This window comes from Listeria monocytogenes, from assembly GCF_013282665.1.
GTDB classification, from domain to species: domain Bacteria; phylum Bacillota; class Bacilli; order Lactobacillales; family Listeriaceae; genus Listeria; species Listeria monocytogenes_C.
In genome coordinates, this window is the sequence record NZ_CP054041.1 from 2,745,444 (window position 1) to 2,769,103 (window position 23,660).

Genomic DNA, 23,660 nt, shown 5'->3' on the forward strand with positions numbered 1-23,660 from the left:
CCTCCGATTGTTCGCTTTCAAATATTTCGTATGCGAACTATTAGCCTATTGAATTATACACCTCCAAAAAAATTTGTCAATTGCTTAAAACTGGTATTTTCAGCCTGAAAGCGGAGCCAATGGCGTGATTTCAACGGATAAAAAAGTTATATAAATTTTTACATAGGTAACAAGACACAAAAAACCTTCCTAAAAAAGGAAGGCTTCTACTTATTATTTTGCAAATTCTAATTCGCCACAAGCTTGAACGATTTCTTCTACAAAATATTGATGAAGTTTTGCGGTAATTGGTCCGCGTTTTCCGTCAGCTACTTGCACGCCGTCGATATGAGTAACTGGAGTAATTTCGATGGTTGTGCTTGAAATGAATACTTCATCGGCTTCACGAAGATCTGTTAAAGTAAAATCAGCTTCTTTGACCGGAATACCATTCTTTTTCGCAACAGCAATAATCACTTGACGAGTAATACCATTTAAGATTAAATTATCTGCTGCGTGTGTCCATAGCACACCGTCTTTAATAATAGAAATATTGGAAGCTGAGCATTCAGTTACTTGCTCTCCGCGGTGTAAAACAGCTTCTAACGCATTTTGTTGATGTGCTTTATTTTTCGCCAAAATGTTTCCAAGTAAATTCAAACTCTTGATGTCACAGCGTAACCAACGAACGTCTTCTTCTGTAATTACTGGTCCACCTTGCACAAATTGTTGTTCATTTCTTGGTACTTCACGAGCTGCCGCTGTTAAAACGCCTTCCAGCGGGAAGTCATCTGGCATAACATGGTTACGCGGGTTTTGAACACCCCGAGTCACTTGCAAATAAACATTCCCTGTATTGATGTTATTTTCAGCAACTAATTTTTCAAGTAATGCCCGTAATTCTTCTTTAGAGTAAGGAATAACTAAGTCAATTTTTGCAGCACTTGCATATAAACGATCAATGTGTTCATTATAAGTGAAGAATTTCCCATTATATAGACGAACTACTTCATATACACCATCACCAAACTGATATCCGCGGTCTTCAATGTCAACTGTGGCATCTTCTCTTTCCACTAAATGGTTATTTACTAATACTTTCATCTCGAGTCTCTCCTTGCATAGTTAATTTTTGGAACTATCTAAAAACTTAATGAAACAAAGAAACTGCCGCAAAACTAAGCTTTGCAGCAGTTAATTTTTTCAATTATAACCCTTACTTCGCTAATTTGTAAAGTGCTTCTGCGTAAATTGCTGTAGCTTTTAACAAATCATCAAAATAACTGAATTCGTCTTTTTGGTGCATCGTGTCTTCACGGCCTGGGAATAGTGCGCCGAACGCTACACCTGTCTCCATGTGACGCGCATAAGTTCCGCCACCAATTGCTAGTAAAGTAGCTTCTTCACCCGTTTGTTTTGTATATACTTCTTGTAAAACTTGAATTAGCGGATGATCTTTTGGTACGAAAAGTGGTTTGGAATCTTCGTAATGCGTGTATTGCGCGTTGTACTCATAAACCACTGTTTGCATTTTATTTTTCAATTTGTCCATATTAGCTGTTACTGGATAACGGAAATTAAGTCCGTATTTCCCACCTTCTGCTACATCGTAACGAATAACGCCAACATTCATTGTTAGCTCGCCGCTTTCTTCATCTTCATAGCTTATACCTAATTTCACTGCACGGGAATCGCCGAATAGGTAATCGCGACCAAATGTCACGAAATCATTTGCAGCGCCAGTTAGCTTGAATTTACCAAGGAAGGCTACTAAATGAAGACCAGCATTTACTCCGTTATTCGGTTCCATCGCATGCGCAGATTTGCCGACAATATTAATTTTAACGGATTTACCGTTTTCTTCTAGTGTTCCTTCTACTGGATGGTTTGCTAGGAAGGTTTTGAATGCACTCGCTACTTTATCAAAGTCTTTTACATCTTCTAAAATAGCTGTCGCGTGATCTGGAACCATGTTGTAACGTTCGCCTGATTCTACGCTAAGTAAACGGAAAGCCGCTTCCCCGCTTGCTTCACCATCTTTGAAAGATACATCTAACTCTGAGATTCCTTTTTCTGCGTGAATGATTGGGAATTCTGCATCAGGAACAAAACCAAGTGTTGGTTGTTCTTCCGTTTCAAAATAACGTTCTACACAGCTCATACCGCTCTCTTCATCAGAACCGACAATAATTCTAACACGGCGAGAAAGTGGTAAACCTAGCTCTTTAATAATTTTTAGTGCATAGTAACCCGCGATTGTTGGGCCTTTATCGTCCGCAACCCCACGAGCGTATAGCTTGCCGTCGCGTAGAGTTGGTTCGAATGGTCCGTTCGTCCAACCATCACCAACTGGTACTACATCCACATGGCCTAAAACGCCAACTAGTTCTTCTCCTTGACCATATTCAAGGTGTCCTGCGACGTTTCCAACTTCTTTCGCTGTGAAGCCGTCTTTTTTACCAAGTTCAATCATATAGTCGAGCGCGCGTTTCACATCTGGTCCAAACGGCGCATCTTCTGTTTTTTTACTGTCATCGCGAACACTCGGAATGCGAAGAAGCCCTTTTAAATCTTCTAAGAAATCATCTTTACGTGATTCTACTTCTTTTTGCCAATTAATTTCTGTCATAATTGTTATTCCCTCCTTCAAACTTATCTTCTCTATTGTAAACTGTTTTTACGTTGCTTGGAAGCCGGAACTCCCTATTTTCTCATAAAACCTTTAATTGCTTCAAAATCCCAGCGTTCCATGCGTGAAGAAAAAACGATATCCATGACGTTTAAACTTTCTTTTTCTAATGGTAGAAAGCGGTATTCTTCGTGTTCATCGGATAATTCGATTTCGCCACCTTCTGGCATTTCTACTAAATAAATAACACCGGTAATTTGGAAGTCCTCATGGAAAAATTCCCACGTATCATATAAAATAAATGGCTGTACTTGTAATTTTGTTTCTTCATAAACTTCTCTAAAAAGGGCTTCTCCGTGGGTTTCACCGTAATTCATGCGACCTCCAGGAAGTTCAAAAACATCTCCTTCTACCCCTTTTTTCTTTAATGCTAAAAATTCTCCGTCTTTTACGATAACTGCTTTTACTGCAGGATATATAGGTTTCATTTTACAAAAGCCTCCTTATCATTTAAGATAAACATGATTTATCTGTCCTTTATTTTACCCGGTTGAGTAGATAAAAGCCAGTGTCATAAGGAGGTTTTACAAAAATGAAAAAAATAACACCAAAAGCAATGTGCGCATGGATTCCAAAACGCGAAGATGAAACACATAAGGGTGACTATGGGCGTGTTCTGATTGTCGCTGGAAACAAACAATTTGGTGGCGCTGCTATTATGGCAGCAGAAGCTTGTGTCAAAAGCGGTGCTGGTTTAACAACCGTGGCCTCCGATAGTGTCAACCGTCCTGCTCTTCAAACAAGGATACCTGAATGCATGTTTATTGATTATGAAAATATCTCGAGTCTTAGGGAACAAATCAGTCAATTTGATACGATATTAATTGGTCCTGGACTTGGAATTGATGCCTATGCGGAAGAACTTTTTCGTTTAGTTTTACAACAATCAACCGAACAGCAACAAGTAATCATAGATGGTGATGGCATTACTATTTATGCAAAGGGAGAAAATCCCCATCCTGCCGCGAAACTAACTTTTACGCCTCATGCAGGAGAATGGGAACGGCTTAAAGTATTAGCGCCAGATGCTGTAACGCCAACCGATGTGGCGCTTGCCATCGATGCAACGATTGTTTTAAAAGGCCATCGTACAAAAGTGTATTCCGGTGAGTCCACTTGGCAAAATATGTACGGAACCCCTGCAATGGCAACAGGTGGAATGGGTGATACACTTGCAGGTGCAATTTGCGGACTAATGGCACAAACAGAAAAACCGATCACTGGCATACTAGCCGCGGTCTTCCTTCACAGCTATATCGGCGAAATTTTAGCTAAAAAACGTTATGTGGTACTTCCAACAGAAATAGCCGAAGAACTGCCGACTTACTTGAAAATTTTTAGCGAAACAGACGAACATGCTTAATAAATAAATCCTCCCTTTTTGAAAGAGAGGATTTTTTTCTATGCTTTTTTAAATTTATTCGCCCATAAAGCTAATTTTTCATTCCAAATGAAGTAGCATCCGATGCCGCTGAAAAGTGCTGCATTGCCGATTAAGAATCCTGCCACCACATCGCTTGGAAAGTGCACTCCTAAGTAAACGCGCGAATACATGATGAAAATAACCAGACCAAAAGCCAGCATGCCAATTACAAACTGGAGCCATCTACGGCTCACGTATAGAATTAACAAGAAAGCAATCATGCCATAAAATACCGTTGAACCGGTCGAATGTCCACTTGGAAAACTAAACCCACCTTGTTCGATTAATTTATACGTAGGTCTTGGTCGCTGAACGATATTTTTAATAATCGAAGGAATAAGCGCCCCACCAATTAAAACAATACCACCAAACCAAATCGCCATATCTACTTTTCGAATGAAAACAAATCCAACAACAATGACTGCTGTTAAAATACAAATGGTAGCTACCCCGCCAATATCCGTTAAATAGGAAATAACAGTTGTTTTAGTATCCGTTATACCTACACGGATAACGCTGTTCCAATATTGGTCAAAATGTTGAATCCACTTTGCCCCGGTCATAACGCCTATCATAAAGAAAATAAATCCAAGGAGAGCAATACCGCTAATAATAAATGGTGTTTTTTTCATATATTCCTCCTAGCGAATTCTTAATTTTTCGCGCAATTTCGTTCCACGTGGTCCAAATAATTTATCGGATAAGTGGAGTTTAAGTGCCATATAACCGTAGAAAATCGCCCCTATTCCGCCACAAACGATTGTAATCATTAATGCAGGAATTTTCCGGTCTGTTGTTACAAAGTTAGACATCATACTATAAAGTACCATAACTACAATCCCCATCAAAGCTGTCATTCCCAAAAAAAGTACCGTTCGCCGCAAAATAACTTTGAACGAAAAACGAACATATTTCTTAATAATAAGCAGCATGAAAATACAAGATACCGCATAACCAATCCCAGTTGCAATAATGGATCCTTTTGCTTCGAATAACATAATGAGTGGCATTTGAAGAACTGATTTAGCCAGTAAACCGAGTAATAAACCAAGTACAGTAAATCGTTGTTCATCAATCCCTTGAAGGACTGCAGCAGATACGCTAAATAAAGAGAACAAGATAGCGATTGGCGCAAAAAGTTGTAGTAATGCTGTACCGTTATCACTTGGCGAGAAAAACACCGTAAATAGCGGTCTTGCTAGCATCGCAATCCCAAAACAAGCTGGAATTGTTAAAAATAATAAAATTTGAAAAACATCATTGAGTTGACGTTTCACTTGTGCGTATTCTTTTCTCACATAAGCTCCCGTCACGAGTGGGACAAGCGCCATCGAAAATGCAATCGCGAGTGTGCCGGGAATCATAATCAATTTTTGTACATCGAAGTTAATAATTGCCACGTAAGAATTCACTAGTTCCGGAGTAATGCCAATATATTCCAGTACCCGTCCTAACGTAAACTGGTCAATCAATTGATAAAGGGATGTAGCGGATCCAACAATAATAAACGGAATCGCCGAAAGAATAATATCTTTATAAAGTGTCGGGATAGAAATCTTCACAGTCCCTCTGTCTTCTAAAAGCATTCGGTCCAGCCCGGGTTTTCGTTTGTAAAAATACCAAAGAAGTAAAAGTAGACTTGCAAAAGCGCCGACAAACGCGGAGAAAGTAGCAATACTAATAGCCGTTACGACATTTCCATCAAGTACATACATGACAATAAATGTTCCAGCGAGTAAGAACATAATCCGAACAACTTGTTCTAACACTTGTGATACAGCAGAAGGTCCCATCGAATTATATCCTTGGAAAAAGCCTCGAAGTAGACTCATTACTGGAATAATTAGTAAGGCGAAACTTACTGCACGAATAACTTGAATCCCATCTGCTAAACTATAACCGCCCTCCAGTTGTTGCATTCGAGCAAGCGTTGGAGCGAGTCCATACATTGCTAGGAAACAGACAATGCCGGAGAAAATCATTAAATATACACCGGTTTTAAATAAACGGCGACCTACAGCGTATTCTTCCATCGCATTATATTTCGCTATATACTTAGCAACAGCCAGCGGAATCCCTGCAGTCGCAATGCTTAAGAATAATTGATACGGCACATAACCGAAATTATATAGAAGCGCTGGTTCATCTCCTCCAATAATCGCATAAAACGGAATCACATACAATATTCCGAGCACTTTAGAGATTAATGTCCCTAGCGTCAGAATAAATGTTCCTCTGAGCAGTTTTGAACCCATCGTCTAACTTCCTTTACATTAAATTATATATCCTTGTTTACTTTACCATTAACTCTTTTAAAAAAAAAGAACAAACCCAAATAAATATCGGCTTGTTCTTTACAAAAAGTTTAAATCAAATGAAGTTTTTTACGAATTTTATACATTCGGTTCCCTAGAATATAGTTTAATAGCCCAGCTTTTGCAGCTAAAAATGCATAAATATAAGCACCAAATCCCGCGGCAACAAAAACAATGACTAACGCCGTTAATCTTGCATGCGGATTTAAAAATAAAATTAACCCATGATAAATTATCCAGACACTCAGAAGCATCACTGCGCTAATTCCTAAAATAAGTAAAAGACGTCTAAGTAAATATTTAAACGAGTACTTCGCATATTTTTTAATAATAAAAATGGTGAACACTACTGAAACAATATAACCAAGTCCCGTAGCTAATGCGCCACCTTTTGCTCCTAAAAGTAAAATTAATGGCATTTGTAACACCGATTTCGTCAGTAAACCAAGTAAGAGGCTAAGAACCGTATACCGTTGTTCATCAATTCCTTGCAAAATCGCGGCTGTTACACTAAATAACGAGAAGAATATGGCAAATGGCGCAAAGAACTGAAGTAACACCGAACCATCTGCATTATAACCATAAAAAATCGTATAAAGCGGATCCGCTAAAATCGCAATTCCTAAACAAGCTGGCACAACTAAAAATAGTAACACTTGGAAAACGGCTGTCAAATGATGATGAACTTCCCGCATTCTCCCTTTATGGAAAGATGCTGCTACTAAAGGCACAAGTGTCATCGAAAACGCCAAGGCTAACGTTCCCGGTATCATAATAATTTTTTGAACAGAAAAGTTAAAAATTGAAAGCAAATCTTCCGCTGTTTTTCCGTCCATACCATCGTAGGTTAAAACACGAGCAAACGTAAATAAATCAATTTGCTGATAAAGCGACATCGCCATTCCAACAATAATAAATGGCACCGCAGATATCGAAATTTCTTTTAATAGATGAAAAGTCGAAACGCGCAACTTATTGTCACTGCCAGCAATCATTTTTTGAATACCCGGCTTCCGTTTCCGGTAATACCAAATGAGACAAATAAAGCTGAAAAACGCACCGACAAAAGCTGCAAAAGTCGCTAAACTCATCGCTGTAACAAGACTTCCACCAATTAAATGTAAGACAATATACGTACTAGCAAGTAAAAATACAATTCTTGCTATTTGTTCAATTACTTGCGACACAGCAGAAGGTCCCATCGAATGAAATCCTTGGAAATAACCACGAAGTAAACTCATTACTGGAATAATAAGTAATGCAAAACTTACTGCGCGAATAACCGTCGTAATATCTTCAATACTCGTTCCGCCACTGACCTCTTGCATCCCCGCGAGTATCGGAGCAAAAATATACATTATTAAAAAACTAACAATCCCTGTGAATATCATTAAATACGTACTAGATCTATACAATCGCTGACTTAAAGCATATTCATTTAACGAATTATACTTCGAAATATATTTAGCAACTGCTAAAGGTACTCCAGCTGTCGCGATATTTAAGAATATTTGGTAAGGGACATACCCATATTGATAGAGAATCGTTGCTTGTTCCCCGCCGGCAATCCAGTAAAATGGAATGACATATAAAATCCCTAAGATTTTTGAAAGCAATGTCCCAGCGGTAAGCACAGCCGTTCCTCGCATTAATTTTGAACTCATAATTTCTGTTACCTCGATTGATTTTTTCTTTTAAGTCTGTCTGTTAAATTGGGTTATGTAAAAATCATTCTTACACTACTACTTTTATCGCATTCTTCTAAGATTTAAAATACAAGTTACACTTAAAGCAAGTAGTACTGCTGGTAAAATAAGTGAAACAAAGTTCACACCACTATTAATCATCGATAAAATAACACCGAGAATAGTAAAAGCAGCGTATAAATAATATACAAGCGGCGTAATTATAATGCCTTTTCTAAGTTTGTTAAAAGAAAGAAATAACATAATCGTAAACGCAATACAAATAACTGCCATAATGGTAGTCGTCATAATCGTATTTTGAACGACCGCAGTGGCATGTGCATTAGCAAGTACTTCTTTTCTTTGTTGTAACGCAACAAGACCTACAATAGAGACTGCACTTAATACTGCTTGAATAGTCGATACAATCGCTATTCCAAGTGTGACATTCTTCGTGTTATTGAGCATTCTAGCATGCTCTGGTTTAACTTCAACAGACATTCTTACAACTCCTCTTTAACATTCTATACACCAGACTTTACCATATTTAAAGAGAAATTGTAAGTAGTAATTAGTTTTCGATTCGAACTTCTGCGGCCTTTTGTAAAAACGCTCCTAGCTCTGTCGTTTTTTCTTCATGTAACATTTGCACAACTTTACTACCGATTATCACGCCATCACATACTCGCGCAAATTTCTCCACATGTTCAATAGAAGAAACACCAAAACCTGCAAGAACTGGAACAGGACTAACACTTTTCAAATAAGCTAAATGGCTATCGATATGGGCATCAAATTCACTTCTCACACCGGTAGTTCCGTTCACTGTTACTGCATAAATAAATCCTTCTGCCTGTTTGGCAATTTCTTCGAGGCGCTCTTTCGGACTTGTCAATGAAACAAGCGGAATAAGTGCAATATCTGTCCCTTGAAGTTCTGGCGTAATCAGTATTTGGTGCTCAAATGGTAAATCAGGAATAATAAGCCCTTTCACCGGCGTTTTCTGCACCAATTCAACAAATTTCGGGATACCTAAATGAAAAATCGGATTAATATAACTCATAATAATTAGTGGAATTTGCACTTTACTCCTTGCTAATTTATTTAAAATGGCTTCTAAACTCACTTGTTCCTTTAAAGCACGTAACCCAGCAAGTTGAATAATCGGACCATCAGCAACCGGATCAGAAAAAGGAATACCAATTTCAATCGCGCTTACGCCAGATTTTTCGAGAAACAATAACTGTTCTTCTAAATTATCTAAGCCACCATCGCCACCCATAATATAAGTAACTACAGCAGCGTGGTCTTTTTTCGCTAGTTTATTCGTTAATGTTTTAGTCATTAGTTTGTCCCTCCAAGCGTTCTTTTAGTTGGTTAACATCTTTATCGCCGCGACCAGATAAACAAACAACCATACTTTCTTCTGGACGCATTTGGCTTGCAAGTTTGACTGCATAGCTAATCGCGTGCGAACTTTCGAGCGCAGGAATAATTCCTTCCGTACGACATAAAAGTTGAAACGCTTCAACGGCTTCATCATCGGTAACAGAATGATACACCGCACGACCTAAATCACGGAAAAAGCTATGCTCCGGACCAATACCTGGATAGTCTAAACCTGCTGAAATCGAAAATGCTTCCAAAATTTGCCCATTCTCATCTTGTAAAACGTCCATCATCGCTCCGTGCAAAATCCCGATTTCTCCTTTGGAAATAGTCGCCGCATGGAATTCAGTTTCTAAACCGTGCCCTGCTGCTTCTACCCCATGCATTTGAACAGAAACATCGTCTACGAATGGATAAAATAAGCCCATCGCATTACTGCCACCACCAACACAAGCAACAATCGCGTCAGGAAGTTTGCCTTCTTTTTCCAAATGCTGTTTTCTAGCTTCTATTCCGATAACACTTTGGTAATCACGAACAATTTCTGGAAATGGATGCGGTCCAAGAACGGATCCCATAATATAATGCGTATCTTCCACATTGGCAACCCAGAATCTGAGTGCCTCATTTACTGCATCTTTTAATGTTCTGCTTCCTGCTTTCACGCTCACTACTTTTGCACCAAGAAGTTCCATTCTAAACACATTGAGTGATTGGCGTTTTACATCTTCTTCTCCCATAAAAATAGTACATTCCATATTAAAAAGTGCTGCAACCGTTGCAGTCGCCACCCCATGTTGTCCTGCGCCAGTTTCTGCCACTACTTTTTGTTTGCCCATTTGACGTGCGAGTAAGGCTTGCCCAATAGTATTATTGATTTTATGTGCGCCAGTATGATTTAAATCTTCGCGTTTTAAATAAATTTTTGCTCCGCCCGCATGTGCTGTCAATTGTTCAGCAAAATAAAGTGGTGTTTCTCGGCCCACATATTCTTTTAAATAATAGTTTAATTCTTTTTGAAAAGCAGGATCTGTTTTGGAAGCTCGGTACGCCTCGTCTAATTCTTTCACTGCTTTCATCAATGTTTCTGGTACAAATCTGCCGCCAAATTTTCCGTAAAAGCCATTTTCGTCAGGTGCTTGATAAGTCATTATTATTCCACTCCTTTTGCTGTTTTAATGAAGCATTTAATTTTCTCCGGATCTTTTTCCCCGTTTGATTCTACGCCAGAGGAAATATCTACTGCATATGGTTCAAAGCGTTTAATGGCTTCTTGTACATTCTGAGCATTTAATCCGCCAGCTATAATTAGTTTATTTTTCGTAAGCATGTCCCTATTTATTTTCTCCCAATCAAATGTTTTTCCGCTGCCCCCTTCGTATTCCTCTGCTGGTGCATCGAGTAAGATATAAGCATTGGGATAGTCATTTATATTGGTAGGAAGTTTCCCGTCTTTCACAGGAAAAGCTTTGATTACTTCTACATCTGTGCGATTTGCTTGTTTCGCAGGTTCTTGTCCGTGAAGTTGAACAATGTCTAATGGCACACCTTTGATTGCTACCTTTAACTCTTCTTCAGTAGGATTAACGAATACCCCGACTTTTTTGACACCTTCAGGAATCTCTTTAGCTAGTTCGTGCGCCGCTTCCACGGTGACTTGGCGCTTACTTTTTGCGAAAACGAAGCCAATCATATCTGCGCCATTATCGACCGCAGCCGCTACATCTACCACTTTTTTCAATCCACAAATTTTTACAATCATCGTGTCACCTTCAAACTTTTCGCCGCTACTTCTGGAGTCGCTTCTCTCATTAGCGCTTCTCCAACAAGTACTGCATTATATTTTTGACTAACACGAGCCACATCTTCTGCTGTTCGAAAACCTGATTCGCTTATAAAGCAAGCATCTGACAAAAAATCACTCGCCAGTCTTTCACTTACTGCAATATCCACTTCAAATGTATGCAAATTACGGTTGTTCACACCAATGAGTTTAGCCCCAATTTTTTGAGCAACAGCTAATTCTTTCTGGTCATGTACTTCCACTAACACTTCCAAATCAAGCGCCAGAGCTTGTTCAAACAGGGTAATTAGCATCTCTTCTGTAAGAGCCGAAATAATTAGCAATACAACCGTTGCTCCCGCATTTCGAGCACGAATCAATTGTTTTTCACTAATAATAAAATCTTTACAAAGTACAGGAATTTCGACATTTTTCGCTACTTCTCGCAAATCTTCAATCGAGCCTTTGAAAAAAACAGGATCTGTCAAAACAGAAATCATTCCTGCACCCGCAGCTTGATAAGACTTAGCTTGCAGAACCGGATTCACCCCCATATTGATTTCCCCTTTAGAGGGAGAAGCGCGTTTTACTTCTGCAATAAGTTGCATCGTGCTTGTATTTGCTTTTAAAAATTCATAAAACGAATAAGTTTTCCGTTTTTCTGCTACTTTTTCTAAGGGCATGTCTGCAATTTCTACTGCTTTTTGCGCTAAAATTTCTTCTAAAAATGTCATTTTGCTAGCACCTCTTTTTGATAAGTAATTAAATCTGCCAATTTTTGTTTGGCTAAACCACTTTTAATTAAGTCTCTTGCTAAATCCACGCCTTCTTGTACCGTTGCCACTTTGCCATTTGCAAATAAACCAAATCCGGCATTTAAAAGCACTGTATCTAAGTAAGCTCCTGGTTCTCCGTCAAGCACACTACGCAAAATTGCTGCATTTTCTTTAGCATCTCCGCCCGTAATCGCTTCGAGAGGATAACTAGTTAAACCAACATCTTCCGGACGCAGTGTATATAAGTGAACCTCGCCATTTTCATATAGTGCATAGTGATTTTCTCCAGCCAGAGAAGCTTCATCCATAAAACCAGCGCCATTTAAAACGACTGCGCGTTTTCGTCCAAGTTGGCCGAGCACTTCCGCTGTTTGCTCTAACAAATCACGACGATAAATTCCCATTAATTGCGTTTCTAAATGGACCGGATTTGTGAGTGGACCAATCAAATTAAAAATTGTTGGCGTTCCAAGTTCTTTTCGAACATCCATAACGTACTTCATATTCGGGTGAACATGCGGCGCGAACAAAAAGGCAATCCCGACTTTTTCGAGTAAATAAGTCATATCTTCTGGGCGCATATTAATATCAATCCCTAATTCCTGACAAACATCGGCACTACCAGAACGACTAGAAATGCTTCTATTCCCATGTTTCGCAACCGGAATCCCCGCAGCCGCAAGAACAAAAGCGGACGTGGTACTAATATTAAAACTATTGGATTTATCTCCACCTGTTCCGCAATTATCCATCGCCGTCCCGGCTGGAAAAGCGACTTGAATGGCTACTTGTTGCATCGCCTGCGCGATTCCCGCCATTTCTTCTGCCGTTTCTCCTTTCACTTTGAGCGCCATTAAAAAAGCAGCTATTTTAGTTTTCGAAAGTCGTCCTTCAAAAATTTCTGTTGCAATCATTGTCATTTCTTCTTTGGATAAATTTTCTTGGTCATATACTTTTTGTAATAAGATTTCCATTTTCTCGCGCCCCTTCCACTATATGAATAAAGTTTTCCATCATTTGTTTTCCGTCATTCGTACCAATTGATTCAGGATGAAACTGTAAACCATAAACCGGATAATCTTTTACTTTCATTGCCATCACTTCTGCATCGTCCGTCGCTACTGCTAACACTTCTAAAACGGGTGGTAACGTGTTTTTATCTACTATTAAAGAATGATAACGCATCACAGGCATTTCTTCCGGTAAATTAGCGAAGATTGCTCCGGCGGTTTGCCGCATAGTAGAAACTTTCCCGTGGCGGATCTTTGCCGCTCTTTTTACTTCTCCGCCGAATACCTCACCAATCGCCTGATGCCCTAAACAAATTCCAAGTAAAGGCTTTTCTTTCGCAAATTTTGCAACTACTTCTTCTAAAAGACCAGCGTCCTTTGGTTTTCCTGGTCCCGGTGAAAGAACTATTCCATCAGCCAAAGCCGCTACATCCATTAAATCAGTTGCATCATTCCGTTTCACCACTACTTCACTAAATTCCGCTAAATACTGTTCTAAATTAAATGTAAACGAATCATAATTATCAATTAATAAAATCATTCTCCCACCTCCAAAAGTGCCTTCGCTTTTTGTAATGTCTCTAAGTACTCGCTTTCTGGGTCAGAATCATAAACAATCCCTGCTCCTGCTTGAACATAAGCTTTTCCGTTATGAAGCACCATCGTTCTAATCGAAAGCGCGAAATCCGAATCACCATTTTTGGTTAGATAGCCAACCGCGCCAGCATAAGGACCACGTTTCACATTTTCCCATTCATAGATTCGCTCCATAGCTCTTATTTTTGGTGCTCCGCTAACTGTACCTGCTGGAAGCGTCGACCGAAGAGCATCCATTGCTGTCAGTCCGGGTTTTAAAGTTCCTTCTACTACTGAAACTAAATGCATTAAAAAACGATATCTTTCAATAGTAAGGTAAACGGGTACATGCACCGATCCCGTTTCAGCGATTTTCCCAATATCATTTCGTCCAAGATCTACTAACATCCGGTGCTCTGCCAATTCTTTTTCATCCGCTAACAATTCCGAAGCAAGTAATTCATCTTCTTGTTTTGTCGCCCCGCGTCGTCTTGTTCCTGCAATAGGATTCGTAATCACCGTCCGTCCTTTCGTTTTGATCAAACTTTCTGGGGAAGATCCAATCAACACCGTATCCCCAAAATCAATGAAATAAAGATAAGGAGAAGGATTTAACAAACGTAATTTCCGATAATAATCAAATGGTGTCACGGTAAAATCTGCTTCTAGTCGTTGCGAGAGAACTATTTGAAAGAAGTCCCCCTCTTGAATATAGGTTTTCGCTTTTTTCACCAACTCCATGTATTCCTCTTTCGTATAGTTACTCTTGTATGTCATTTTGGGAACATGGATAGCCTTGTGCTCTTCCTTTTTCGGCGTTGTAAGTTCAGTAAACATTAATTCAAGCGCCTTATCTAGTTCCGCCTCACTTCTTCCCGAATAACAATTATCTTGCACTAAAATAAGTTCTTCGGCCTGATGATCCATAATCACAAAACTTTCATATACATAAAAACGAATATCTGGCATATCCCGAGTTTCTACTGGTATTTCGCCTAAATCTTCATAAAGCGCAATAACATCATAACCAACATAACCAATTGCACCTGAATCAAGCGGTAAATCTGCTTCATCTTCTTTTGGCTTTTCAATAAATAGTTCAATTTCTTTTAAAGGATCTGCGACAATTTGATGTATACCATCAATATAATAATCCTGTTGATATACTTTAATTTCATGGACTGGGTTAATAGCAATAACCGAGTAACGTCCAGCCTCTGCATCTTTCGCCGCCCCTTCCAGCAAACTTTTCCCTATACCAGAAAGTCTTTGAAACGCCAAAATAGCCGTTAGTGTGTCAGCATCTATTTTTTTCGTTTTTCTCATCTTAATCATCCCTTCTTCTTTACTAAAATAAAAAAAGTCCTCTGAAAAAGCGCAAAATCATGCTTTCTCAGAGGACGAGTTATCGCGGTGCCACCTCATTTTAGGGATAAACCCTATCTCAGTGCTGCTTTTTTACAGCTGCTCTATAACGGGAGCTCCCGTTCACCCCTACTTGATTTCAAGGCATCACGCACAAGGCCCATTCCTATTTCATCTATTTATTAGCTCGCACCAACCGCTAACTCTCTTTAAAAATCGATGAAAAGTACTATTCTTGTTTCATGTTTTCGTTTTATAAAATTGAAAAAGGGCCTCTCTCCAAGCCTAGCAAATATACTAGACAAGGACGAGAGACCCGTGGTACCACCTTGATTAACTGTAAAAACAGTTCACTTAATCCATCCAAATTCCGAATGGGCGCCTTGTGTAACGATAAGGCCTAATCGCTGTATCCTACTAAGAAAATCCTTTCAGATCAGAGCTCAGAAGTCCATTCACATCATGTCCGCTACTGACTTTCACCAACCGTCAGCTCTCTAAAAACTTTCATCATGCTACTTACTCTTCTTCAATGCTATCATTTTTTACTTGTGTTCATCTTACATAAGAAAATCACGAAAGTCAAGAAAATAAAACTACTTTATACTAAAAAGGTTCCAAAACGATAATTAATAAACAAGTAAGAAAAAAGAACTGCCTCCCTATAATATATTTCACCCCAGAAAAAGTATGCTATTTTCTCTATTATAATAAATATCATCTCCCCTAAAACACTTATAAAATATAGCTTCTCAAATGATAACCAGCTTAAATTCCAATGATAAAATCACTCATATAAACCATGCCTAATTGACTAAAAAAGGCTTTTCCAAAAGGACTTTTCAACCATCTTTATCAATTTGTGAAGTTTTTCACGTGAAACACTGGACAAACTTTTATTGATGGATTATACTAACGGTGTAATCAAATAAAACAAAAGAATACGGCAAAGCAACAAGCTAAATTTTTTTGGATTATCAGGGACGTTAAAAGTCTACTATGGACATTTTAAGTCCCGAACAAATATTAGGAGGTTCTGGAAAATGGCAATTAAAGAAAATGCGGCCCAAGAAGTATTAGAAGTTCAAAAAGTGATTGACAGATTAGCAGACAATGGACAAAAAGCATTGAAAGCATTTGAAAGTTACAACCAAGAACAAGTAGACAATATCGTTCACGCAATGGCACTTGCCGGACTTGACCAACATATGCCCCTTGCAAAATTAGCAGTAGAAGAAACTGGACGTGGATTATACGAAGATAAATGTATTAAAAACATCTTCGCGACAGAATATATTTGGAACAACATTAAAAACAACAAAACAGTCGGCGTAATTAACGAAGACGTACAAACTGGTGTGATTGAAATTGCTGAACCTGTTGGTGTTGTTGCCGGCGTTACACCTGTAACTAACCCAACATCTACTACTCTTTTCAAAGCAATTATCGCAATCAAAACACGTAACCCAATCATCTTCGCTTTCCATCCAAGTGCACAACGCTGTTCATCTGAAGCAGCTAAAGTTGTTTATGAAGCAGCAGTTGCAGCTGGAGCACCAGAACATTGTATTCAATGGGTAGAAAAACCTTCCCTAGAAGCAACAAAACAATTAATGAACCACGATAAAGTAGCACTTGTACTTGCAACTGGTGGTGCTGGAATGGTTAAATCAGCATACTCTACTGGTAAACCGGCACTAGGTGTTGGACCAGGTAACGTACCAGCTTACATTGACAAAACAGCTAAAATTAAACGTTCTGTCAATGATATCATTCTTTCTAAATCTTTTGACCAAGGTATGATTTGTGCTTCTGAACAAGCCGTTATCGTAGACAAAGAAGTCGCTAAAGAAGTAAAAGCAGAAATGGAAGCAAACAAATGCTACTTCGTTAAAGGCGCTGAATTCAAAAAATTAGAAAGCTATGTAATCAACCCTGAAAAAGGAACACTTAATCCAGATGTAGTTGGTAAATCCCCTGCATGGATCGCAAATCAAGCTGGTTTCAAAGTTCCTGAAGATACAAAAATTCTTGTAGCTGAAATTAAAGGTGTTGGCGACAAATACCCACTATCGCACGAAAAATTGAGCCCAGTTCTTGCATTCATCGAAGCAGCTAACCAAGCAGAAGCGTTCGATCGTTGTGAAGAAATGTTAGTATATGGCGGACTTGGACACTCTGCAGTTATTCACTCTACAGATAAAGAAGTTCAAAAAGCATTTGGTATCCGTATGAAAGCTTGCCGTATCATCGTAAATGCACCAAGCGCTCAAGGTGGTATTGGTGACATTTATAACGGCTTCATCCCTTCCCTAACACTTGGTTGTGGATCTTATGGTAAAAACTCTGTATCACAAAATGTAAGTGCGACTAACTTGCTGAACGTTAAACGTATCGCGGATCGGAGAAATAATATGCAATGGTTCAAACTTCCACCAAAAATTTTCTTTGAAAAATATTCCACTCAATACCTTCAAAAAATGGAAGGCGTTGAACGCGTATTTATCGTAACTGACCCAGGAATGGTTCAATTCAAATACGTAGATGTCGTAATCGAACATTTGAAAAAACGTGGCAACGATGTAGCTTACCAAGTATTTGCTGACGTTGAACCAGATCCATCTGACGTAACAGTTTACAAAGGTGCAGAACTAATGAAAGACTTCAAACCAGACACAATTATCGCTCTTGGTGGTGGTTCCGCAATGGATGCTGCCAAAGGTATGTGGTTATTCTATGAACACCCAGAAGCTTCATTCTTCGGCTTGAAACAAAAATTCTTAGATATCCGTAAACGTACTTTCAAATATCCTAAACTTGGTGGAAAAGCGAAATTCGTTGCAATTCCAACAACAAGTGGTACAGGTTCTGAAGTAACTCCATTTGCGGTTATTACAGACAAAGAAAACAATATTAAATACCCTCTTGCTGACTATGAACTAACTCCAGACGTTGCGATTGTCGATGCACAATATGTAACTACTGTTCCAGCACACATTACTGCTGATACTGGTATGGACGTTCTAACTCACGCAATTGAATCTTATGTATCTGTCATGGCAAGCGATTATACTCGTGGATTATCTATCCGCGCAATCGAACTTGTATTTGAAAACTTACGTGAATCTGTTCTTACTGGTGATCCAGATGCGCGCGAAAAAATGCATAATGCTTCTGCCCTAGCTGGTATGGCGTTTGCAAATGCGTTCCTAGGAATTAACCACAGCTTGGCACACAAAATTGGACCTGAATTCCACATTCCTCACGGTCGTGCGAATGCCATCCTTATGCCACATGTTATTCGTTATAACGCACTTAAACCTAGAAAACATGCGTTATTCCCAAGATATGAAAGCTTCCGTGCTGATGAAGATTATGCTCGTATCTCTCGTATTATCGGCTTCCCTGCTGCAACTACAGAAGAAGGCGTTAAATCACTTGTAGATGAAATCATCAAACTTGGTAAAGATGTTGGTATCGACATGAGTCTTAAAGGACAAAATGTTGCTAAAAAAGATTTGGATGCGGTTGTAGATACACTTGCAGATCGCGCATTCATGGACCAATGTACTACTGCCAACCCTAAACAACCACTTGTAAGTGAATTAAAAGAAATCTATCTAGAAGCTTACAAAGGTGTTTGAAACTAGCTAACTTGTCCACCATTAATATATAAAGTTAGAAGAAAGCGCAAGTCCATCCCAGGGCTTGCGCTTTCGCTTTAGTACTAAAATTAGTATAATGAAGCAAGAATGGAGTTGATTCAATGATACAAGCAACGGTTCCCTACTTTACTTTTGACGGGGAGGCCACAGAAGCACTAGATTTTTATAAAAAAGTGTTTCAAGCAGAAATTACGCAAATGCGTTACTTTCACGAGCTGGAAGGATTCTCAGGTGATAAAAAACAAGGAGAACGAATCCTCCATGCAAGACTTACGAGAGAAGAGAAAGATTTATTTTATTTCTCCGACACACTTGAAGGCGAAACAGACGCGGGTAATCGCCTAGCACTTGCGGTGAATTTTAGTTCGGAAGCAGATTTTGTTCATGCTTTTGTCCTGTTATCCAAAACCGGCACCGTCGAAGTTCCAATCCAAAATACATTTTGGGGCGCAAAATACGCGAAAGTAATCGACCATTACAGCATCGACTGGCATCTCAACTTAGAAAACGAGTCTACTACTAAAGTATGATTTTTACCCCTTCTCTAGCCGAATGTATTTAGTACTAAAAAATAGTACACTAAAATAGTGAGAGAAAAAAAGGAGTGAGTTCATGACTGAGACAGTTTTAAAATTAGAACATGTCACGAAAAAAATCGGGCAAAAAAATATTGTCCACGATATCAGCTTTGACATACATAAAGGAGAAGTATTTGGTTTACTTGGTCCAAATGGCGCAGGTAAAACAACTATTATCCGCTCAATCGTTGGCTTAATTCGTCGTTCAGAAGGTACTGTTTTTATTAATGGTAAAAATGTCGACACAGAGTATAAAGCAGCGATTTCAGAAGTAGGTGCTATTATTGAAAATCCAGAATTTTACATGTATATGTCTGGATGGGCGAACTTAAAGCAATTCGCACGCATGAGTCAAAAAAATATTACTGATGAGCACATTCGTGAAATCGTTGAATTAGTAAAGCTTACTGGCGCTATTGACCAGAAAGTAAAAACATATTCTCTCGGTATGCGTCAACGTTTAGGTGTCGCACAAGCCCTAATTCATAGCCCTGCTTTACTTATCCTAGATGAACCAACAAACGGACTTGATCCACAAGGTATGGCCGAATTCAGAACGCTGATTCGTGATTTAGCAACTAACGGTACTTCTGTTTTAATTTCCAGCCATTTGCTTAGCGAGATTCAACAAATCACAGATCGATTCGCTATTATTAACAAAGGTGTTTTAACGCACATCGAAAAAATGAGCGACCTTATTGAAAATCATGTCGCTGCTTATAAACTAAAAGTCAGCGATCCCGAAGCAACTACCACCGTTCTCACTACACTCCCAGTCAAGCTTGTTGCTCAAAAAGAGGATTTATTCAAGGTCGAAGTGGCTCATGAAGATGTGCATTTAATTGCTCGTGCGCTTATTCAAGCAAATATTGATTTATTAGAAATGGTTCCACTTCAAGCCTCCCTTGAAGAACGATTCCTCGAATTAACTAAAGGTGGAGGTGCAGAAGTATGATAGCATTAGTAAAAAATGAATTTACCAAATTATTTTCCAGAAAATCAAGTTGGATTATGCAAATCGTCTTATTTGTCGCAGTTTTAGCTCTTGCTCTTCTAATGTTTTTTGTTAGTAAAATAGATACTAGTGGTGTTGAAGGCGGCGATGCAAGCAATGCTGGAATTACTGCTTATTACGATGATAAAGGTGCCCCGGTTAGCGAAGAAGAATATTGGAACTCCGCAGATAAAGACGGTAATCCTACGTATAAATCTGAAACATTATCTTTAACTGATTCTGTTGCTTACTTAAAAACACAAGAACAAGCGGCTCCAACAAAAGAAGCCAAAGAAACCATTCAAAAACAAATTGATTTTTACCAAGCTTATGTCGATGCAGATGAAAAACCCGCTAGTAATTCAGCAGGTATTTCAAGCGCAGATTTCTTTGCTTCATTAGGTAGCTCAGGAGCAGTTGCGACAATGCTCGTTGTTGTCGTAGCAAGTATCATCGTTGCAACAGAGTTTTCCGGTGGTACAATTAAACTCTTACTGACACGTCCTTACTCTAGAAGTCAGATACTATTCTCCAAATACGTAATGTGTATCGTTTACAGCGTTATTAGCTCTATCACATTAATTGTAGCTAGCTTTATCTTTTCATTTATTCTACCAAAACAATCTATTTTCATGCCGCTCTCCCCTTCAACGGGTGCAATGACTGCTTTCGAACATGCGTGGATGCTACTTGGTACGAACTTCTTACTGATGATCGTATATGCAACTATTGCTTTCTTCTTCTCCTCTGTCGTTCGTTCACAAGCACTTGCAGTTGGTGTTGGCGTTGGTGTACTATTCTCCGGTGGAATTATTCGCCAATTACTACCTCTCGCTATCGAAAAATACGATTGGATGAAATGGATTATCTTCAACTTACTTAGCCTAAATGACACAGTTGGCGGTTCTAAAATCGCTGGTGGCCTAGCAGATTGGCAAATAATCGCCGGTCTAGGTGTTTATACAGCGATTATCCTTTTCTTCACTTTCTTCTTATTCAAAAAACGAGATGTCGCTTTAAGTTAAATATTAAAAAGGCTGTCCGCATTGGACAGCCTTTTTTTAATGCCTAATAATTTGAATTTTATCGGTCTGATTTGTATCAATTCTTGCAGTTCCGCCAATTGGGAATGTCGCAAGTGGCTGTGTATGCCCAAAATCTGCACCAGATATAACTGGGATTTTTTGTAATGCTGTTTTTGTTGCAATAATATATGCTAATTTCTCCACTGTCATCGCTGTCTTCTGTTGGAAACGACCGATTACCAGCCCTTGAATATCATCTGCACCAGGTTGACTAAGCAGCGATTCCAAATCGCGATCGAATGTTTCTGGAATAGTCATAAAATCATCTTCAATAAATAAAATTGTCCCCGCCAAATTAGGCATGTATTCGGTTCCTTGGAGTAAATTAAGCGTGCATAAGTTCCCGCCAATGATGATTCCTTCTGCCACTCCAGGTTGCATAACAACTAGTCCTTCATTCGGGATGAAATTGCGATTTTCTTGGTCCAAATACCATTCGTCATCACTCCATGTAGCACTTTCTTTTAACGCAAATGGTTCTTTTTGTAATAAACAATCACTAAATGATTCCATTACATACTCCAGACCTTTTTCCATGGAAAAACTGGAAAAATGCGCACCAGAATAAGTAATGAGTTCTGTTTGTGTGTAGATAGCCGTTGCTAATGCCGTGATATCCGAAAAACCACATAAAATTTTAGGATTTTCCGAAATTAAATCATAATCCAAATATGGCAACAATTGATTGCTATTAAAACCGCCAATAACCGTCAAAATCGCTTTGACACTCGAATCATTAAAGGCTTCATGGATATCAGCAACCCGCGAACGAATGCTTGAACTCATCATGCAATCCATTTCTGCCACATGTTCGCCAAAAGTGACTTTAAAACCCATATCAGTTAGGCACTTAACGGCAATTTCTACTTGATTGTCAGCCATAATACCGATAGAACGACTTGGTGAAATAATCCGAATTTCATCGCCTTGTTTTAATTTTGCTGGAATCATTTCGCCGCCTCCTTATTTAACGTATGGAATGGACATGAAACCAAATGATCGTCAAGAATGCCAATTGCTTGTAAATAAGAATAAATAATCACAGGGCCAACAAACTTAAAACCACGTTTCTTTAAATCTTTACTAATTTTTTCTGATAGTTCTGTGCTAGCTGGCACTTGCCCCATGCTCTGCCATTCATTAATAATACGCTCATTATTCGTAAAACCCCAAATATAGTTTGCAAATGAGCCGAATTCAGCTTGGACTTTTTGCGTAGCTAAGGCATTTGTACGAACTGCTTTCACTTTAAGACGATTCTTCACAATAGCCGCTTCCTCGACAATCGTCGCCAGCTCATCGTCCGTCAGGCGTGCACATTTATCAATATCAAAGTGAAAAAAAGCTTCTTGATAGGCTTTTCTTTTATGTAAAATTAATCTCCATGAGAGTCCAGCTTGTGCTCCCTCTAAATTGAGCATTTCAAATAAATATGTGTCGTCTTTACTCGGGACACACCATTCTGTATCATGATATTCTAGTTCAAACGGGTCATTAATTGACCAAGGGCAACGTAATTCTTCAGACAAAGCAAGTTCCTCCTATATAGTTAAAATGTAATGCACACTGATTAAAACAGCCACAAATAGTCCGACGCAACTCCAAATTAGTCGTTTCTCTTTCCACTGACTAACTGCCACAGCAATGCTTAATGCTAAAAATAAAAAGAGTAGCCAGTTCGGAACGTCGGGTTGATAGTTACTCGTGAAAACAAGATACCCTATTACTGCTGCAATTATTCCAGTCGCTATAAAACTGATTTTCTGATACCTCATTCGCTCAAGCCTCCTATTAACCAATAATAAAACATATGTTCTGTTTTTGCAAGCAACAATAAAAAAGTCGCAAAAAAAAGAGCTAAACTTTTGCTATTGAAACCTGCATATCCTTTGCCAACACCCAACCACATAAGCCATAGGAGGAACTAATTTCAAATGCTTTATAGCCATTTTTATGGATATATTTAACCAATTCGTTTTTTGTATCGGTTGTATGATAATTAATTGGCCAGCCATAATTTCTATTTTTTTCAATAAATTCTTGGTTTTGTTCATAGAAAAAAGCTGGAGTACCTTCTTCAATATCAAAAATAATACTATCTTTTTGTTCATTTTCGAATAAGTGTGCTAAATAGCTTTCGAAAATGATATCTGTGTTTTCGCTAACTTTATCACCATATGAGTATTCGGTTCTAAGTCGTAATTGCTCATTTTCAAAATCAACTTGATAAGACTTAATAATATTATCATGTACCTGTGAAATAAGAATCATCTCCTTTGTATTATTGAGATACGCCTTTACATACTCAATATAGCATACTGGATTACGAGCTACAATAGACACGATAC

23 protein-coding genes and 2 other annotated features are annotated in these 23,660 nt (G+C 38.7%); of the genes, 5 read left to right on the forward strand and 18 right to left on the reverse strand.

Features of this window, described 5'->3' with window-relative positions; all coding sequences use genetic code 11:
• Positions 1-213: 213 nt before the first annotated feature.
• The 3 genes from dat to HRK21_RS13805 form a co-directional block, all read right to left on the reverse strand.
• Entirely contained in the window at positions 214-1,083 is an 870-nt protein-coding gene (gene dat / locus HRK21_RS13795; RefSeq protein ID WP_003727356.1) for a D-amino-acid transaminase, read from the reverse strand.
• A gap of 112 nt (positions 1,084-1,195) precedes the next feature.
• Positions 1,196-2,608, reverse strand: a complete 1,413-nt coding sequence (gene pepV / locus HRK21_RS13800; protein WP_003727355.1) for a dipeptidase PepV — start codon at positions 2,606-2,608, stop codon at positions 1,196-1,198.
• Between the two features lie 74 nt (positions 2,609-2,682).
• A complete protein-coding gene (locus HRK21_RS13805) occupies positions 2,683-3,096 on the reverse strand; it encodes an NUDIX hydrolase (RefSeq protein ID WP_003739073.1) in 414 nt (137 codons plus the stop codon).
• A gap of 104 nt (positions 3,097-3,200) precedes the next feature.
• Here HRK21_RS13805 and HRK21_RS13810 point away from each other — a divergent pair, with 104 nt between their 5' ends.
• Positions 3,201-4,031: an NAD(P)H-hydrate dehydratase gene (locus tag HRK21_RS13810; protein ID WP_070006728.1), complete on the forward strand. Its 831-nt coding sequence runs from the start codon at positions 3,201-3,203 to the stop codon at positions 4,029-4,031.
• 38 nt (positions 4,032-4,069) lie between these two features.
• Here HRK21_RS13810 and HRK21_RS13815 read toward each other — a convergent pair whose 3' ends face one another.
• The 11 genes from HRK21_RS13815 to trpE all read right to left on the reverse strand — a co-directional run bounded on the left by HRK21_RS13815 (position 4,070) and on the right by trpE (position 14,951).
• A complete protein-coding gene (locus HRK21_RS13815; protein ID WP_070006729.1) occupies positions 4,070-4,723 on the reverse strand; it encodes a phosphatase PAP2 family protein in 654 nt (217 codons plus the stop codon).
• Positions 4,724-4,732: 9 nt separating this feature from the next.
• Positions 4,733-6,346: a putative polysaccharide biosynthesis protein gene (locus HRK21_RS13820; protein ID WP_070006730.1), complete on the reverse strand. Its 1,614-nt coding sequence runs from the start codon at positions 6,344-6,346 to the stop codon at positions 4,733-4,735.
• Between the two features lie 110 nt (positions 6,347-6,456).
• Positions 6,457-8,070: a putative polysaccharide biosynthesis protein gene (locus tag HRK21_RS13825; protein ID WP_070006731.1), complete on the reverse strand. Its 1,614-nt coding sequence runs from the start codon at positions 8,068-8,070 to the stop codon at positions 6,457-6,459.
• An 84-nt stretch (positions 8,071-8,154) separates the two neighbouring features.
• Positions 8,155-8,592: a hypothetical protein gene (locus HRK21_RS13830; RefSeq protein WP_003736756.1), complete on the reverse strand. Its 438-nt coding sequence runs from the start codon at positions 8,590-8,592 to the stop codon at positions 8,155-8,157.
• Positions 8,593-8,662: 70 nt separating this feature from the next.
• The gene (trpA, locus tag HRK21_RS13835; protein ID WP_070006732.1) at positions 8,663-9,436 is read right to left on the reverse strand and encodes a tryptophan synthase subunit alpha; all 774 of its coding nucleotides are present in this window, start codon (positions 9,434-9,436) and stop codon (positions 8,663-8,665) included.
• On the reverse strand, positions 9,429-10,631 hold the full coding sequence (gene trpB / locus HRK21_RS13840; RefSeq protein WP_069888712.1) for a tryptophan synthase subunit beta: 1,203 nt from the start codon (positions 10,629-10,631) through the stop codon (positions 9,429-9,431). Before trpB ends, trpA begins: the two co-directional genes overlap by 8 nt.
• 2 nt (positions 10,632-10,633) lie before the next feature.
• Complete coding sequence (locus HRK21_RS13845; protein ID WP_070006733.1) at positions 10,634-11,242, reverse strand: phosphoribosylanthranilate isomerase; 609 nt, start codon at positions 11,240-11,242, stop codon at positions 10,634-10,636.
• Positions 11,239-11,997, reverse strand: a complete 759-nt coding sequence (gene trpC, locus HRK21_RS13850; protein WP_070006734.1) for an indole-3-glycerol phosphate synthase TrpC — start codon at positions 11,995-11,997, stop codon at positions 11,239-11,241. The genes HRK21_RS13845 and trpC overlap by 4 nt, the downstream gene beginning before the upstream one ends.
• A complete protein-coding gene (gene trpD, locus HRK21_RS13855) occupies positions 11,994-13,013 on the reverse strand; it encodes an anthranilate phosphoribosyltransferase (protein ID WP_070006735.1) in 1,020 nt (339 codons plus the stop codon). Before trpD ends, trpC begins: the two co-directional genes overlap by 4 nt.
• Entirely contained in the window at positions 12,985-13,590 is a 606-nt protein-coding gene (locus HRK21_RS13860; protein WP_070006736.1) for an anthranilate synthase component II, read from the reverse strand. Before HRK21_RS13860 ends, trpD begins: the two co-directional genes overlap by 29 nt.
• Complete coding sequence (gene trpE / locus HRK21_RS13865; protein WP_070006737.1) at positions 13,587-14,951, reverse strand: anthranilate synthase component I; 1,365 nt, start codon at positions 14,949-14,951, stop codon at positions 13,587-13,589. The genes HRK21_RS13860 and trpE overlap by 4 nt, the downstream gene beginning before the upstream one ends.
• Positions 14,952-15,018: 67 nt before the next feature.
• Positions 15,019-15,242 (reverse strand) — a binding site (T-box leader).
• A gap of 48 nt (positions 15,243-15,290) precedes the next feature.
• Positions 15,291-15,532 (reverse strand) — a binding site (T-box leader).
• A 501-nt stretch (positions 15,533-16,033) separates the two neighbouring features.
• Between trpE and lap the strand changes: the two genes are divergently transcribed.
• The 4 genes from lap to HRK21_RS13885 all read left to right on the forward strand — a co-directional run bounded on the left by lap (position 16,034) and on the right by HRK21_RS13885 (position 21,252).
• On the forward strand, positions 16,034-18,634 hold the full coding sequence (gene lap, locus HRK21_RS13870) for an adhesion-mediating acetaldehyde/alcohol dehydrogenase LAP (RefSeq protein WP_003739084.1): 2,601 nt from the start codon (positions 16,034-16,036) through the stop codon (positions 18,632-18,634).
• A 122-nt stretch (positions 18,635-18,756) separates the two neighbouring features.
• Positions 18,757-19,185 carry a VOC family protein gene (locus tag HRK21_RS13875; protein WP_069888706.1) on the forward strand — a complete coding sequence of 143 codons (429 nt, stop codon included), beginning with the start codon at positions 18,757-18,759 and terminating at the stop codon, positions 19,183-19,185.
• Positions 19,186-19,267: 82 nt separating this feature from the next.
• Positions 19,268-20,188 (forward strand): ABC transporter ATP-binding protein, encoded by a 921-nt coding sequence (locus tag HRK21_RS13880; RefSeq protein ID WP_003739086.1) that lies wholly within the window; start codon positions 19,268-19,270, stop codon positions 20,186-20,188.
• A complete protein-coding gene (locus HRK21_RS13885; protein WP_069888705.1) occupies positions 20,185-21,252 on the forward strand; it encodes an ABC transporter permease in 1,068 nt (355 codons plus the stop codon). Before HRK21_RS13880 ends, HRK21_RS13885 begins: the two co-directional genes overlap by 4 nt.
• A gap of 36 nt (positions 21,253-21,288) precedes the next feature.
• On the opposite strand, the gene HRK21_RS13890 is transcribed toward HRK21_RS13885, so the two are convergent.
• The 4 genes from HRK21_RS13890 to HRK21_RS13905 form a co-directional block, all read right to left on the reverse strand.
• The gene (locus HRK21_RS13890) at positions 21,289-22,263 is read right to left on the reverse strand and encodes a S66 family peptidase (RefSeq protein WP_070006738.1); all 975 of its coding nucleotides are present in this window, start codon (positions 22,261-22,263) and stop codon (positions 21,289-21,291) included.
• Positions 22,260-22,841: a DNA-3-methyladenine glycosylase I gene (locus HRK21_RS13895; protein ID WP_070006739.1), complete on the reverse strand. Its 582-nt coding sequence runs from the start codon at positions 22,839-22,841 to the stop codon at positions 22,260-22,262. The genes HRK21_RS13890 and HRK21_RS13895 overlap by 4 nt, the downstream gene beginning before the upstream one ends.
• 12 nt (positions 22,842-22,853) lie before the next feature.
• Entirely contained in the window at positions 22,854-23,087 is a 234-nt protein-coding gene (locus tag HRK21_RS13900; RefSeq protein WP_003739090.1) for a hypothetical protein, read from the reverse strand.
• Positions 23,088-23,169: 82 nt separating this feature from the next.
• Positions 23,170-23,655 carry a hypothetical protein gene (locus tag HRK21_RS13905; protein WP_223276778.1) on the reverse strand — a complete coding sequence of 162 codons (486 nt, stop codon included), beginning with the start codon at positions 23,653-23,655 and terminating at the stop codon, positions 23,170-23,172.
• Positions 23,656-23,660 lie beyond the last annotated feature (5 nt).

Coding starts and splice junctions, on each gene's coding strand:
- lap (WP_003739084.1), top strand. CDS start 16,034: ATGGCAATTAAAGAAAATGCGGCCCAAGAAGTATTAGAAGTTCAAAAA.
- HRK21_RS13810 (WP_070006728.1), top strand. CDS start 3,201: ATGAAAAAAATAACACCAAAAGCAATGTGCGCATGGATTCCAAAACGC.
- trpB (WP_069888712.1), bottom strand. CDS start 10,631: ATGACTTATCAAGCACCTGACGAAAATGGCTTTTACGGAAAATTTGGC.
- HRK21_RS13885 (WP_069888705.1), top strand. CDS start 20,185: ATGATAGCATTAGTAAAAAATGAATTTACCAAATTATTTTCCAGAAAA.
- HRK21_RS13875 (WP_069888706.1), top strand. CDS start 18,757: ATGATACAAGCAACGGTTCCCTACTTTACTTTTGACGGGGAGGCCACA.
- trpA (WP_070006732.1), bottom strand. CDS start 9,436: ATGACTAAAACATTAACGAATAAACTAGCGAAAAAAGACCACGCTGCT.
- HRK21_RS13830 (WP_003736756.1), bottom strand. CDS start 8,592: ATGTCTGTTGAAGTTAAACCAGAGCATGCTAGAATGCTCAATAACACG.
- HRK21_RS13900 (WP_003739090.1), bottom strand. CDS start 23,087: ATGAGGTATCAGAAAATCAGTTTTATAGCGACTGGAATAATTGCAGCA.
- dat (WP_003727356.1), bottom strand. CDS start 1,083: ATGAAAGTATTAGTAAATAACCATTTAGTGGAAAGAGAAGATGCCACA.
- HRK21_RS13880 (WP_003739086.1), top strand. CDS start 19,268: ATGACTGAGACAGTTTTAAAATTAGAACATGTCACGAAAAAAATCGGG.
- HRK21_RS13890 (WP_070006738.1), bottom strand. CDS start 22,263: ATGATTCCAGCAAAATTAAAACAAGGCGATGAAATTCGGATTATTTCA.
- HRK21_RS13860 (WP_070006736.1), bottom strand. CDS start 13,590: ATGATTTTATTAATTGATAATTATGATTCGTTTACATTTAATTTAGAA.
- HRK21_RS13820 (WP_070006730.1), bottom strand. CDS start 6,346: ATGGGTTCAAAACTGCTCAGAGGAACATTTATTCTGACGCTAGGGACA.
- HRK21_RS13805 (WP_003739073.1), bottom strand. CDS start 3,096: ATGAAACCTATATATCCTGCAGTAAAAGCAGTTATCGTAAAAGACGGA.
- trpC (WP_070006734.1), bottom strand. CDS start 11,997: ATGACATTTTTAGAAGAAATTTTAGCGCAAAAAGCAGTAGAAATTGCA.
- HRK21_RS13845 (WP_070006733.1), bottom strand. CDS start 11,242: ATGATTGTAAAAATTTGTGGATTGAAAAAAGTGGTAGATGTAGCGGCT.
- HRK21_RS13815 (WP_070006729.1), bottom strand. CDS start 4,723: ATGAAAAAAACACCATTTATTATTAGCGGTATTGCTCTCCTTGGATTT.
- trpD (WP_070006735.1), bottom strand. CDS start 13,013: ATGGAAATCTTATTACAAAAAGTATATGACCAAGAAAATTTATCCAAA.
- trpE (WP_070006737.1), bottom strand. CDS start 14,951: ATGAGAAAAACGAAAAAAATAGATGCTGACACACTAACGGCTATTTTG.
- HRK21_RS13825 (WP_070006731.1), bottom strand. CDS start 8,070: ATGAGTTCAAAATTAATGCGAGGAACGGCTGTGCTTACCGCTGGGACA.
- pepV (WP_003727355.1), bottom strand. CDS start 2,608: ATGACAGAAATTAATTGGCAAAAAGAAGTAGAATCACGTAAAGATGAT.